The organism is Mesorhizobium sp. AR07, from assembly GCF_024746815.1.
GTDB lineage: Bacteria > Pseudomonadota > Alphaproteobacteria > Rhizobiales > Rhizobiaceae > Mesorhizobium.
In genome coordinates this window covers 912,367-925,690 of record NZ_CP080528.1, presented here as the reverse complement: position 1 = coordinate 925,690, position 13,324 = coordinate 912,367, and the positions used below count along the sequence as shown (strand labels likewise).

At 61.2% G+C, this 13,324-nt stretch carries 13 protein-coding genes; 5 read left to right on the top strand and 8 right to left on the bottom strand.

Annotated elements, in window-relative coordinates; genetic code table 11:
- Window positions 1–12 precede the first annotated feature (12 nt).
- The 6 genes from BPNPMPFG_RS40640 to BPNPMPFG_RS40615 form a co-directional block, all read right to left on the bottom strand.
- Window positions 13–864 (bottom strand): electron transfer flavoprotein subunit beta/FixA family protein, encoded by an 852-nt coding sequence (locus BPNPMPFG_RS40640; RefSeq protein WP_183465743.1) that lies wholly within the window; start codon window positions 862–864, stop codon window positions 13–15.
- 184 nt (window positions 865–1,048) lie between these two features.
- Window positions 1,049–1,429, bottom strand: a complete 381-nt coding sequence (gene nifW / locus BPNPMPFG_RS40635) for a nitrogenase stabilizing/protective protein NifW (RefSeq protein ID WP_183465742.1) — start codon at window positions 1,427–1,429, stop codon at window positions 1,049–1,051.
- A 31-nt stretch (window positions 1,430–1,460) separates the two neighbouring features.
- Complete coding sequence (locus BPNPMPFG_RS40630; protein WP_183455284.1) at window positions 1,461–1,736, bottom strand: hypothetical protein; 276 nt, start codon at window positions 1,734–1,736, stop codon at window positions 1,461–1,463.
- A gap of 6 nt (window positions 1,737–1,742) precedes the next feature.
- Window positions 1,743–2,894 carry a homocitrate synthase gene (gene nifV / locus BPNPMPFG_RS40625; protein WP_183455283.1) on the bottom strand — a complete coding sequence of 384 codons (1,152 nt, stop codon included), beginning with the start codon at window positions 2,892–2,894 and terminating at the stop codon, window positions 1,743–1,745.
- On the bottom strand, window positions 2,891–4,108 hold the full coding sequence (nifS, locus tag BPNPMPFG_RS40620; protein ID WP_258599136.1) for a cysteine desulfurase NifS: 1,218 nt from the start codon (window positions 4,106–4,108) through the stop codon (window positions 2,891–2,893). The genes nifV and nifS overlap by 4 nt, the downstream gene beginning before the upstream one ends.
- A 755-nt stretch (window positions 4,109–4,863) precedes the next feature.
- Complete coding sequence (locus BPNPMPFG_RS40615; protein ID WP_183455281.1) at window positions 4,864–5,184, bottom strand: iron-sulfur cluster assembly accessory protein; 321 nt, start codon at window positions 5,182–5,184, stop codon at window positions 4,864–4,866.
- Between the two features lie 701 nt (window positions 5,185–5,885).
- Here BPNPMPFG_RS40615 and BPNPMPFG_RS40610 point away from each other — a divergent pair.
- A complete protein-coding gene (locus tag BPNPMPFG_RS40610; RefSeq protein WP_258598568.1) occupies window positions 5,886–6,953 on the top strand; it encodes a hemin-degrading factor in 1,068 nt (355 codons plus the stop codon).
- Between the two features lie 1,046 nt (window positions 6,954–7,999).
- Here BPNPMPFG_RS40610 and BPNPMPFG_RS40605 read toward each other — a convergent pair.
- Window positions 8,000–9,217, bottom strand: coding sequence for an MFS transporter (locus BPNPMPFG_RS40605; RefSeq protein WP_258598566.1), 1,218 nt, complete (start codon window positions 9,215–9,217; stop codon window positions 8,000–8,002).
- On the bottom strand, window positions 9,214–9,432 hold the full coding sequence (locus BPNPMPFG_RS40600) for a hypothetical protein (RefSeq protein WP_258598564.1): 219 nt from the start codon (window positions 9,430–9,432) through the stop codon (window positions 9,214–9,216). Before BPNPMPFG_RS40600 ends, BPNPMPFG_RS40605 begins: the two co-directional genes overlap by 4 nt.
- A gap of 399 nt (window positions 9,433–9,831) precedes the next feature.
- Here BPNPMPFG_RS40600 and BPNPMPFG_RS40595 point away from each other — a divergent pair, with 399 nt between their 5' ends.
- From BPNPMPFG_RS40595 to BPNPMPFG_RS40580, 4 genes are all read left to right on the top strand, one after another.
- The gene (locus tag BPNPMPFG_RS40595; RefSeq protein ID WP_244662172.1) at window positions 9,832–10,200 is read left to right on the top strand and encodes a hypothetical protein; all 369 of its coding nucleotides are present in this window, start codon (window positions 9,832–9,834) and stop codon (window positions 10,198–10,200) included.
- Window positions 10,201–10,211: 11 nt separating this feature from the next.
- Entirely contained in the window at window positions 10,212–10,772 is a 561-nt protein-coding gene (locus BPNPMPFG_RS40590) for a type II toxin-antitoxin system VapC family toxin (protein ID WP_183465738.1), read from the top strand.
- Window positions 10,773–11,687: 915 nt separating this feature from the next.
- Window positions 11,688–12,905 carry a cytochrome P450 gene (locus BPNPMPFG_RS40585; protein WP_258598563.1) on the top strand — a complete coding sequence of 406 codons (1,218 nt, stop codon included), beginning with the start codon at window positions 11,688–11,690 and terminating at the stop codon, window positions 12,903–12,905.
- 43 nt (window positions 12,906–12,948) lie between these two features.
- Window positions 12,949–13,194: a ferredoxin gene (locus tag BPNPMPFG_RS40580; protein ID WP_183455276.1), complete on the top strand. Its 246-nt coding sequence runs from the start codon at window positions 12,949–12,951 to the stop codon at window positions 13,192–13,194.
- Window positions 13,195–13,324 lie beyond the last annotated feature (130 nt).

Here is a 13,324-nt window from a genome sequence, read left to right as displayed (position 1 = left end):
TACTCCTGGCCGTCACGCGCCGTTGTTGAAGGCGAGTTCATGTTCCAGCGGCGGCTGACGGGTGAAGATTGCGGCGATGAGTTCGTCAGCGGCATCGCGCAAGGTCTTCTCCGCGGTCTCGATTTGCTCCGCTTTTTCCGCCCGCGCAGTCGGGGCAAAAACGCGCTTGACGACCGTCGGCGAGCCGCGCAGCCCACATCTGGTAAGGTCCTCAATGCCAGCGGCGACCGCAGTCCACTTGACGATCTGACTGCGCGCGGCGCACAGCGCGTCCTCGAACGAGCCCCGCCGGATCTCGTTTGTGCCTTCCAGCACGGTGATGAGGCAAGGCAGCCTGCTCTTCAGCATCTGCGTGCCGCCTTCGCAGCGGCGCTCGACCTCGATCTCGCGGGCAGCAAGATCAATGGAGCCGATTTTCGCGACGTAGGTGAGTTGTTGGAGGTCGAGGCGCTTGGCTATGCCAGGCCCGACCTGGGCGGTGTCGCCATCGATCGTCTGCTTGCCGGTGAACACGATGTCGGGCGGGCCAAACGTTTCGCCAACCTTCGCTATTGCTTGGGAAAGAGCGAAGGAGGTCGCCAGCGTGTCCGAGCCGGCAAAATAACGGTCGGTCAAGAGCACCGCCCGATCGGCTCCGTAACCGAGCGCCTTGCGTAGCGAGTCCTCTGCCATGGGCGGACCCATGCTGAGCACGGTGACCTCGCCACCATAAGCGTCGCGCAGTCTGAGTGCTTCTTCCAGGGCAAACAAGTCATAAGGGTTGATGATGGTCGGAACACCCTGGCGCATGATCGTGTTCGTCACCGGATGGACCCGTATTTGTGCCGAGTCCGGCACCTGCTTGATGCAGATTACGATGTGCATTGGCGGTTTCTCTAGGCTCCTATCGGGATACGGACTTGGCAGTTCATCTTCTCCCCCGCATCATTCGTGCCAATTGTTTTGCGTGCCCATATTCCTGGAAGTTCGGTTGGTTGCGCTGAGGGCGGCGTCGTGATGACCGGATTTGTCGGCTTCTCGACAATGTCGCGTCGCAATCGTGTCGCGCTCATTCCTTTTCGAACCGCTTCAATGCGGCGTCGAACGGGACGAAGGTGCGGCCCGGCATGGCAGGTTTGTTCGGATCGTGGTCCTTAAGCACCTTAAAGACACGGTGCGTGAGCGGCGAGGAAGCAGCGAAGTCCTCGTAGGCGCGTTCCAGCTTGGTGCGCACCCGCGCGGCGATCACCTGGTCAGGCAGACCGGAGAAATCTTCTTCGGCAAGGTATTCCCCCACGCGCTTCATAATATGGAGCCGTGAGACGTCGAGCACCTTCGGGTCATAGGAAGCGCCAAGGACCGCGAAGAACTCCTCCGCAGCCGAAAGGCCCTTCAGTCGCGCGAGAATGTCCGTCACGTCGACGGTATGGCCATCAGCAGAACAAGTCATTGCACTCTCCCTTGGGTCGGAAACCGTGGTGTCAGGTGCGTTCGTCGCACCGGCTAATCTGCAGTCGCGAATGGGATGCCGTCATCGGGCAGGTGACGTCGAGATCGAAGCGGCCATTCAGGAACGCGGCAACGCCGACCAGCGTCACGCGAGGCGGGACGTTCTCCATCAGCGCATGGGCGCCGACCCGGCGGTCGCGCGCCTTCACATCGGCAATGACCTTATGGACCATCAGGGCTAGCCGAGCGGCTTTACGCCGCCCCGCGCGGCTACCAATCCGGAGGAAATGGTCGAGGATAAATGACATCGCCACCTACTCCTTTCCAAGGTCTCGGCCGGCTGCCTCGCTGCGCAGTGTGTCGTAGAGCTCGACCAGTTGAGTTGCGGTGACGGTGGATTTGGTCTCGGTCGCCTTGCGGCGGACGCGGGCAACCATCGCGGCTGCCAGATCCGGGTCGAGATCGCGGCCACTATCGCCCAGCACATAGGCGATCGCGGTCGCACCGGAATGCTTGCCAATGACGATTCGCCGGCAACGGCCCACGAGAGCCGGATCGAGCCCCTGATAGGTACGCGGGTCCTTCAGCAGCCCCGCGACGTGAATGCCGGACTCGTGGCTGAAAACATCGGCGCCGACGATCGGCTTCATGGCCGCGGTCTGCCGGCAGGCGGCCCAAGCCACCTGGGCCGCGAGGTCCGGCAATGCGGTCAGCTCGATCCCTGTATCCGCGCCGTCGAGAACGGCCATCGCGGTGGCCACCTCTTCCAGCGCGGCATTGCCCGCCCGCTCTCCGAGCCCCAGGACGGTGACGGAGGCATGGCGGGCGCCGGCGCGGATTGCTGCCAGCGTGTTGGCGACCGCAAGGCCGAGATCGTTGTGTGCATGGAATTCGAGGTCGATGGGAGACAGCGCCGCGAGCTGAGCGACAATCTCGAAGGTCGAAAAAGGGTCGAGAACGCCGACCGTATCGGCCAGCCTGACGCGGCTTGCGCCGGCTCGCGCGGCCGTCTCAATGACGCGGGCCAGATGATCCCGATCGGCTCGCGAGGCATCCTCGCAGCCGACGGCAACGAAAAAGCCGTGGGCGGCTGCGCGCCCGACCATCTGCGCGATGATCTGGAGCGCTGCCCCCTGATCGAGGCCGAGTTTGGCGGCCAATTGGATGTCCGATGCAGGCAGCGACAGATTGACGGCGGTGACGCCGCTCTCGATCGCCGCCTCGAGATCCCGCGACGTCATCCGGCACCAGGCCGTGAGCCGCACCGGGAGACTCCTGGCGACCGCGGCGCGAATTGTTTCGATCTCGTCGCCGCCCATGCTCGGCGTGCCGATCTCGATCTCTGGGATGCCGGCTGCCGCGAGAGACTCGGCGAGCTCCAGCTTTTCCGCAATGGTGAAGGAAACGCCGGGTGCCTGCTCGCCATCGCGCAAGGTGGTATCGTTGAGGAAGACACCACGGTTCATGAAAGGAAGTCTATTCTGCTGCCGCTCTGGCCTAGACCCGATTGATGATCTTCATTACCTCGCCTCGCCGGACCAGGACTGGGTAAGCCACGCACCTTCTCCACGATCGGCGGCAAGACCTCGAGCACTCGGTCGATGTCCGCTTCGCCGTTGTCGCGCGCGAGGGAGAAGCGGACTGCGCCGTGCGGCGTTTTCATCGCCCTCAGAACGTGGCTCGATTCCAATGAGCCGGAGGTGCATGCGGAGCCGGAGGAACACGCAATTCCGGCGCGGCTGAGGAGAAGTGGGATTCCATCGCCTTCGACATGTGCAAAGCCAATGTTTGCGGTGTTTGGCAACCGCTCCAGCGGATCGCCATTGACGAAGGTGTTTGGGACGCGCTCGAGTATCCCGTCTTCAAGGCGGTCGCGCAGCGACTTTACCCGTGTGGTCGCGTCTTCCACGAATTTCAAGGCGAGTTGGGCCGCCATGCCCAGCCCGGCTATGCCAGGCGTATTCTCGGTGCCCCCACGCCGATCGTGCTCTTGGTGCCCGCCTTTGATCATCGAGCGGAAGGGCACGCCACGTTTTACAAAAAGCGCTCCAATCCCTTTCGGGCCATGCAGCTTGTGGCCGGACAGCGACAGCATGTCGATTGCGGTCGATTTCAGGTCCATCGGAACTTTGCCGACCGCCTGCACAGCATCAGTATGGAAGAGGGCGCCGGCTTCCTTGGCCAACTCAGCAAGCTCGCCAACAGGGAAGATCGTGCCGGTCTCGTTGTTTGCCCACATGATCGAGACGATTGCCACGCGTGGGCTCAGGGCGGCCCTGTAGGCGTCGAGGTCGAGCCGGCCCTGGCGATCCACCGGGATCCTGTGCACCGTGACGGCCCGCGTCTTCTCAAGATGCGTGCAGAGTGTCAGCACCGCAGGATGCTCGACCGCCGAAATCAGGATCTCTGTCCGGCTGGGCAACACCTCCAGCGCCGAAAGAATCGCTGCATTGTCGCTTTCCGTCCCGCCCGATGTGAAGATGATCTCATGGTCGAGCTCGGCGCCGATCAGCGCTTGCAGCTGCAGGCGCGCCTTATTCACCGCCGCAAAGGCCGAGGCGCCGAAATCATGCGTCGACGAAGGGTTGCCGAATCGATCCCTAAAGAACGGCAACATCGTTTGAACGACCTCAGGATCGACCCGTGTCGTGGCGTTGTTGTCGAGATAGACAGGTCTCATGCTGTGATCCCTCAGTTGACCAGAACGAAGCGACGCGGGAGATCGGTCGCATGGAGCTCTGGCGCAGGCCCTTGGTGGGTGGTGGAGACTGGCGGCCGGTGCAGGCGTCCGAAAGTCTGACGTCGACATGGTCGCCGTCGATATCGTCAAGTTCGCCTCCCCGGCGAGGGCCTCCGGTTAACGCCCGACAGCGTCTACTATCAGTCGAGTTTGCTGCAGCGCCGTCACTGGGCGGCCGGCAACTTCGGGCCCTCCAGGAGCTGAACTGTTTCGGGCGGGGACGTTCCGCGCATCCCACCTGAAGCGATCGCCGGTCCCGAGACGGGCTTCGACCTTGCCTCCTTATTGAGGGCGCGGGCGTCTGTTTTGGCGGGCGTCTAGACCTGCTCTGCCGCAATAGACCCCGCCGCGGGCATTTCTCCCTGGACCAGTACAAGCACTTCCACGATGGCTGCGAGGCAGTCGCGGGCAGCCTTTGTGTAGCAACTGATCTGCTCCATGGCGGTTTGCCGATGGTGAGTTCGATAGCCGCCGACAATGAGGCGACCGCGGCGCGGCCGCTGAAGGTCCGGCGCTCGGCGGCAGTGATCCTTGACGTCCCCCGGTCGATGCCGATGAGAGATTCAAACATGTCGCCGTAGCGGATGGTCCCGAGCTTACCTCCTGAATTGGCTGTTTCCAGAACGTCGGCATGCGTCCGGCTGAAGTGTTCCTTGGCCTTCCCGCTAAAGTTCCACATGCGGCTTCTCGGGCGATCAGCCGAAGGACTTGCCGCAAGCGCACTTCTCCCGCGCGTTGGGATTATCGAAGACGAAGCCGGAGGACTCCAACCCCGTGACAAAGTCGACGGTCATGCCTGCTACATGGGGCTGAGACCCTACGTCCACGAATACCTTGACCCCATCTGCCTCAATGATCGCATCGCCCTCGCGCAAGACGCTCTCGGGGCCCATCGAGTATTTGAAGCCGGCGCAGCCGCCGGTCTGGACCATGATACGAAAGCCTTCCGCCGGCTCGCTGGCGCGGGAAAGGACGGTCTTGACGGCAGCAACTGCGGTGTGGGTGAGCGTAATCATGGCTCGAATTTCTCCTCAATCCGTTACGCATTTGCGGACGACAGTGCACGTGCCATGCCAAAGTAAACCGGTTTTAAAACAAAAGCTTGGCCCTTCAGCCCTGTGTCGGATGTGCGACATTGTCGGAAGTGCGCACGTCGCTCGTCACGTGAATTGCGCCGTAGCAATCCCGTCCTCGTTCCTGGAAGACGGCTGGGCGACACAACCCGCGACACAGTGGTCTCGGCGTGGGTCGTGCCACTCCTGCCTAAACCCTCGACCCGTATGCGAACGTCTTTCCGAGGTCGCTTCTGCGCAATTGGCACGACTTTTGAAGCCCCGCTTTGGAAGGCGGCACAACTGCCGACCGACACTGATTCGCGGGTGGCCTCGCGATCAGTGGAACGATGTAAGGGAAGCAAGATGTCAGGTTTTGACCAGATCCGCTTTCTGAAGGAAAGCAGCCCCGCCCGTCCACCCCCAAACGCGGGATCGGTCGGTTGGCGTCGACCTCTACAATCGCTCGCTACCGGCCAGTCGCCGGCGACCGCTTGATGGGAGACCGACATCTCACTGTCAGTCTCGTTGCGCCGTCGTACAGCAGCCAGCGCTTTTCGAGCCGGTGGTCCTGGCCGAGCAAAAGATCGGCATCGAGCACACGGGCGGGCTCGATTGGAACAGGACCGCTGATCCTCAACAATTATGTGGAAGCAGGGTAAGACATGGACCAGCGCGAGAAACCCTCTCCGGACCAAATCCGGCGGGCACAGGAAGACAGTCCGAAAATCCGCGAGCATGATCTCGCCGCCAAATTGAGCATTTCGGAAGCGGAGCTGGTCGCGGCGCATTGCGGTTCCGGCGCGGCGCGCATCGAGCCGCGCGTCAATGATCTGCTGATAGGCCTCGAAGCCGTGGGCGAGGTGAGGGCGGTGACCCGAAATCAAAGTGCCGTGCACGAGAAGATTGGCTTGTACAACAAGGTCGTAACCGGCAACCACCATGCCATGGTTCTCGGCGACGCCATCAACCTGCGCATCTTCCCGAAGGGTTGGGCGCATGGCTTTGCCGTTGAAAAGCGCGACGACGGCAACATCCGCCGCAGCCTGCAATTCTTCGACGCTGCCGGCGCAGCAGTGCATCAGGTGGATGTCAGGCCGGCCTCCAACCTCTACGCCTATCAAAAGCTGGTGGCGGAGCTCGCATCCTCGAACCAGGAGCCGATCTTGTGGGTCAAGGCAAACGGAGCCGACTCTGACGCAGAGGTTCCGGACCAAGCCGCCATGGTCACGGAGCTGCGCGAGCACTGGAGCCGGCTGACCGACGTGCATCAGTTCTTCGACATGCTGAAGACGCTGAAGCTCAGTCGCTGCCGGGCGCTGCGCATGGTTGGCCAGGATTACGCCTGGCAACTCGACAATGCCGCCGTTGGCGCCATGTTCCAATGCGCGAGCGAAGACGAGATGCCGATCATGTGCTTCGTCGGCAATCGTGGCTGCATCCAGATCCATTCCGGCCCGATCAAGTCGGTCAAGCCCATCGGGCCGCGGATCAATGTGCTGGACGAAACCTTCCGCCTGCATCTCACAACCCACCACATCCGCGAGGTTTGGGCCGTGCGCAAGCCGACCAGGGACGGTCACCTCACCTCACTCGAAGCCTATGGCGCCGACGGCAGAATGATCATCCAGTTCTTCGGCGAACGCCCCGAAGGCGAATGCGAGCGCGGCGACTGGCGGCTCCTGGCCGAGACCCTGCCGCGTATTCCAACCCCGACGGACCGCGTGAGGTAAGACCGATGCATGGTGATTTCCGTTTTCGCTCGGTGCCCGCGCCGGTAATGTGGGTTCTGCTGGCTACCGCTCTGCCTGCCGCTGCCACCGAGGGCGCAGCTGTCTTTTCGGATCCGCCGCGGATCGCCTCGATTGGAGGTTCCATCGCCGAGATTGCCTATGCCGTTGGAGAGTTTGGTCATCATAGCTCCCGTTTCGACGACCCGAACGCCGCGCTGAAGCTATGGCTCAGCTGCCCCGCGCAGGGGGGTCTGTCGCTCCAGGGTCCAACATTCTGGCCTTGCTCGACGGAGGGCAAGTGATGGACGTGAAATCGATTGGTCCCATTATCACTGTGCCAGAGCACGGCCTCCACAAAGGCATACTCGAAAGATCCGCGTCGCCGGCAAGGCGCGGTCGACGCCAGGGCCAGGAAGTCCGGTGCCGACAGGGCATAGGCCGAAAAGCAGACGGCCTCGATCAAAGGACGCGGACGCTTGGTCTATGCAGCCGCACGCAAGGTATTCATTGCGCCATTCCTTGCTTGTGACCTGTACAACCTCTGGAGGCGCAACATCTACTACGGATAAAATCCAGTGTTTTCAGCATTGATGGTAGTGCTGGATGTACAGCAGGTCGGCATGCCTTGGGCGGCCGGGCCAGTTGCCGGATAGAGGCCCGGGGTTGGCGGGACCAGATGAGCTGGAGGCGATCAAGCCGTCCGAAACTGGCAACCAGAATAACGCGATCCGGGGAGACGTCGCTCCTCGAGCGTGTCGCCGCCATTGCGAGAGACCGGAAACGGGTCGACGCTTCTAGAACCGCGCCTGGTCACCATCAGCTGCCAAGCGCGATCCGCGCTCGCCCGGGCTGCGTAACCCTGACCAAGTCCGCCCGGGCGAACGCTGACCGCTCCCCGTAGGCGCGGAGGTGGGCCGGTGAGGGCGCTGGCGCTTGTCCATGCCCGATCTGAAGCCGACGTTGAAGTGAGAGTAGCCGCGATCCAGGCGGCTGATGCGATTGCATCTCTCAGCGCGCTGAGCTGAAGGCATTGCCTGTCGGGCGGTCTAGGTTGCGCGCTTCGGGCCAAGCAGGAAAACTGTGAGGGCGGCGAGGAACGTGGCAACCGCGCTGTAGGCAAAGACACTGTGAACGCCGGCATATTTCACCAGTAGTCCGCCGAAAATCGCGCCGGCCGCGATGGCCACTTGGAACGTTGCGGCCATCAGCACACCAGCGCTTTCGGCCTGCCCGGGAACGGCGCGCAGCACCATCCACGTCTGTAATCCCACCGGCACCGCACCGAAGGCAAAGCTCCATACGGCAATTGCTACCACCGAGGCGGAGGCCGATGCTCCCACCATCAGCAGCGAGGTAGCGGCTATTGCTATGAGCAAGGGTGGCAGGGCCGCGACTGCCTTGAGGCTATGTTTGGCCAGGAATGCGCCGGTTAAATTCCCGAAGAAGCCGCCTATGCCGGAAGCGAGCAATACCAGCGGGATTGTCTTGCTATCGAGCGCGGGAATCCTCTCAAGGAAGGCGAGGATGTAGGTGAAGCTGGCGAAGTGCCCAGAAGCGACCAGCAGGACGACCAAAAGCGCCATCTTGATCATCGGCTTATTGGCCAAATCCAGCAGACTGCGGAATCCAGCTATTTCCACCGGAGGCAGCATCGGGATCGTTACGAATTGCATCAGCAGTGTAACGGCATTAACGACTGCGGCGATCGTGAAGGCGGCTCGCCATCCCCAGATGTCGCCGACATAGGCGCCCATTGGAGGCGCGCAAACGATAGCGACGGAAACGCCGGTGAGGATGATTGACATGGCACGCGGCAGGAGGTGATTTGGAACGAGCCGCATTGCCACCGATGCCGAAATCGACCAGAAGCCTCCGAGCGCGATGCCGAGCACGACGCGCGCCGCCAGGAAAACCGGCAGCGACCACGCGACTTCCGCTAGAACGTTGGACAGGATCTGCAGCAGCGTCATCGCCCACAGTACGATCCTGCGGTCCAGGCGCTTTGTGATGATGGCCATCGTCGGCGCCGAGATCGCCCCAGCAATCGCGGTCGCTGTCATCGTCTGTCCAGCCGCACCCTCGGTGATACCGAGATCGTGCGCGAGCGGCGTCAGCACGCTGGCCGGCAGAAACTCTGCCGTCACCAGCCCGAAGGTGCCCAAGGCAAGCGAAATGACCGCACCCCATGCGGGACGCGACCGTTCATGTGGCTTTTTTGGGTCGTGCGGAACAGCCTCCAGGAAGCCTGTCGCGGATTCGGTCATCGATAAGCTCGCCAGTTTGGATGCTGCAAAATGGATTGGCTGCGTTGACGCATTAAAGCCAGAAGCGCCGCTGTTCCCGGCGTTTCACGGAAGATGTTCATCGCTGCCGGACATGTTGTGATAGTGCCGCGTGCAATATCGGTGCCGGCTTCTCTGAGCTGGACGAGGGTGTCATTGTCGGAAGGCACTCCATCGGGCGATTCTATGGCGACCATCACCTTCGGTCTCGGGCCGGCCATGCGCAAAGCAGCTAGCGAGGACGGAAGTCTGAAGGAAACGATGTCCCGCGGCGGGAACGGGGGCACGCTCTCCTCAGCGCTCCTACAGAGCTTCGTGTCTCGGCCATGGTTCTGCTTGTAGCTTTCTTCGTGCCATGATGGGCTTTAACGATGAGAGCAAGCGCCATACCGTTTTACTGGAGGCACCCGATCGATTTTTTGCAGCGACCCTTTTTGGCTTTAGCAGGAGCCCTTCGCCGAGACCGAGCACGCCGCACATTTGCCGGAACGAATGACTGCTCAGCAATCTGAGCGAGCTTCCGAGTGACAAAGCAGCTCCCACCTGTTATGTTCGACAAAACACACGCCTTGGCTAACAGCATCGGAGATGGCGATATGACGAAGACGCTGGGAATGCGGTCGTTATCGACTGCTCCGCAACAGCGCCTCGTTGCGAAAAAGAAGCGCAAGCGGAGTCTGATCCGTAAGGACGCCAACAAGGACATGCCGGGCGAGCAGAAGTTTGTCGTTCGGCAGACGCTTCGTGCTGCCATTCGCAAAGGCCTGATCGGCTCTAAAGACGAGCGCATCACAGCACGTTTGAGCCATGCCCTCATTGAGCAGGCTAAGCGCCAGACGGGCATTAAGGGTGACACCGAGCTGCTTGAATTCGCTCTTGCGAATGTCGCGCTCGAGGACAATTTCCCCGCGACCATGGACAAGCTCGCGGGAACCATCGATCCAGACATCAAGCTCGGCTTCTGATTGAGGTTTGAGTGTCAGAATTTGATGTTGAAGCAGCCCTTCGCTCGCTTCGTGGCTTTCCAACCAAAACACTTGCTCGCCGACCTGATGATCAGCTGCCCTTCGTGAACGAGGGCGAGCTCGGCGGGCAAGCGCTATTGCTCGACACCTGTGTGTACATCGACAGGCTCCAAGGCAAAGCGCCTGCGTTGGTGAAGCAGATTATGGACGGTCGGCACAACAACCATTCAGCCATCTGCATCCAGGAGTTGGCCCACACGCTTGGTGTCCTGAAGCCCGACGATCCCCGCACCGGGGGCGTGCATAAGGCTGTGTCCGAGGTAATCCGATCCATACCCGGACACCGGATCCTAACGCCCGATGCCGACGTCCTCGGCCGCGCTGCTGTTCTGAATGGCGTGCTATGTCGCCTGCAGGGCTACCAGGATGACCAGAAGCTGCGCTGCCTGCATGACTGCACTCTGTATCTGCAGGCATCGAAATCGGGGCTTGTCCTGTTGACTCGGAACATCGCCGACTACGACTTCTGCCGACAACTCATTCCTGGGGGCAAAGTGCTTTTCTACAGGTAGCGCCACTCTCAATGGGATTGAAGAGGAAGGTTTATTCTTTGACACCGACATGCCTATCAAAACAATCCGCACGTCGGGAAGCACGTCTTAGACAGCACCAAAATCGGTCGGTGGCGACGGTTCAGAAATGCCGCAGCTGTTCCGCACGGCTGCGTCAAGCCTCCGTCCGCCACCCTCGGAGACGTTGAAAATAGTCACTCGCTATCAACGGGTTGAATAATGATCGGTGGCTTTTGCTACCTCATGCCGCACATTCGCTTGGTCACCCGGACCGAGCAATGGTGCTGTATGGTTAGGCTAAATCTGCACTTCCGCACCGGCTCGGGAAAGAGGTAAGCCGTTCCGGACGGGCCGGCCGATGCATTGTCGCACACTGGCTGGCACTGTGTGTCGACCGCGTAAGGAGCGCTGTCTCTAGATCCAGCGCGTTCTTGCGTGCGCAGTCACGGCGGTCTGCGAATACACGCTGTGGCAGCATCCACGACGCGCACTGTTGCTATACCCGCTCTGTCGAGGGGGCTTTGACATCCTCCAGCTCTCAGCAAGCGCGCCACTCGGGAAGTGGAGAGGACCAAATTCGGCTCGGGTCGCGGCGTTCGCATGCTTGAGGGTCCTTTCATTTGCTCCTTCGTGTGTCCGAAGCTGAACAAGAATGTCGCCATCCGACCAAAAGGCCGCCAAGACCGGGCCACCGGTTCGGGCCAACTGGTGCAACGCAAACGGTGCGCTAATCGGCACGCAACTTGCCCCGACAAGTTTAGTCAGGGGACGTCAGCACTGCTTGATGGAGTTCAGCGGTGACGGCCAATCTTTACGGCGCCTGAGCCAGGACGTGCCGAACGCTGGTAATCGACGTGTGACCAGCCGTGGGATCCCGATCGAGCGCCAGAACGCCTGACATTGAGGAGAAGCCAAATGGCGATTAACTGGGTTCCAGATCACATCCCGCCCGAAATGGTGAGGGACTTCAGCCTGTTTAAGTCGCCAGGCATGCTGCCGGCGCCCAACGGGGACCCGCACGCAGCGGTCGCTTGCGTCCATGCCGGGCCGCCGATCTTCTATTCTCCCTACAACACGCGCGATGGCCGCGGCACCTGGGTCATCACTCGCGCCAGCGACCAGCGCCGGGTGCTGCAGGACGCTGAAACCTTTTCGAGCCATCGCAGCATCTTCGCATCCGCGCTGGGCGAAAACTGGCCGATGATCCCGCTCGAACTTGACCCACCGGCCCATGGCATTTTTCGCTCACTGCTCAATCCGCTGCTTTCGCCAAAGCGGGCCATGGTATTGGAGCCGGCTATCCGCGAGCGAGCGGTCGCGCTGATCGATAGGATTGCCGCAGCGGGCACAAGCTGCGACGTCATGAAGGAGTTCGCCTTTCCTTTCACGGTCAACATCTTCCTTCGCTTTCTAGGGTTGCCGGATCACCGGCTCGATACATTTGTCGGCTGGGCGAAAGATCTCATCCACGGCAACCATCTGAAACGACCGGCCGCTGCCCAGACAATTGTTGCCTTTATCGACGAACTTGCGACCAAGCGCCGCAAGGACCCGGTCGACGATTTTATGACCTTCATCGTGCAGGCACAGGTTGAGGGCCGCCAGCTAAGCGACGCGGAAGTCCGTGGCATCGGCGTGCTTGTGTTCGTCGCGGGGCTCGACACGGTGGCAGCTGCTATAGGCTTTGACTTGGCGTATCTCGCCCGCAACCTCAAAGATCAGGAACTGCTGCGGAGCGAACCGGACCGGATCGCGCTCGCAGTTGAAGAATTGCTGCGCGCCTATCCGACCGTTCAGATGATCCGAGTGGCAACCAAGGACATCGACTTCGAAGGCGCGCCGATCCGTAAGGGGGATTACGTTTCCTGCGCCACGATGATTGCCAATCGTGACCCGGCAGAATTTGAATGCCCCAACACGATCGATCTGGCGCGAGAGAACAACCGCCACGCCGCCTTTGGCTATGGTCCCCACCGCTGTCTTGGCTCACACCTTGCCCGGCGAGAGATTGTCATTGGCCTGGAGGAGTGGCTGGCGCGCATTCCGGCCTTCCGGATCAAGAAAGGTACGGCACCCATCACCTCTGGCGGCCATGTATTCGGGATCAAAAATCTGATCCTGCACTGGTCCTGATGAAGCCCAGCCCCGAGCGGGCACGGAAATTGAAGGTAGCGGTATGCGCATCATCGTCCATAAACACAAATGCCAGGGTCACGCGCGATGCTCGGCGCAAGCGCCCGATATCTTCAAGCTCGATGACGAGGGCTACATCCTGCCTGGTGACATTGAGGTTGCGGAGGGGAAGCACCTACTTGCGTCACGAGGCACGCGATCTTGCCCCGAACGTGCACTGGAACTCGACGCTACACCCGCTGCGCGGGCTGAATCGGATGTCATTCAACCGAGAGGCCGGCGGGTTTGATTGCGGGTCGACCATGTGGCCGAACACTGGAAAGAACGGCATGCGGCGCGCCGCCGTCCTGGGCCAACGGTGCAGGGGCATCTCCGGAAACGAGGTGCTCCCATGGTGTGAAAAAACTTGGGCGGCTTAG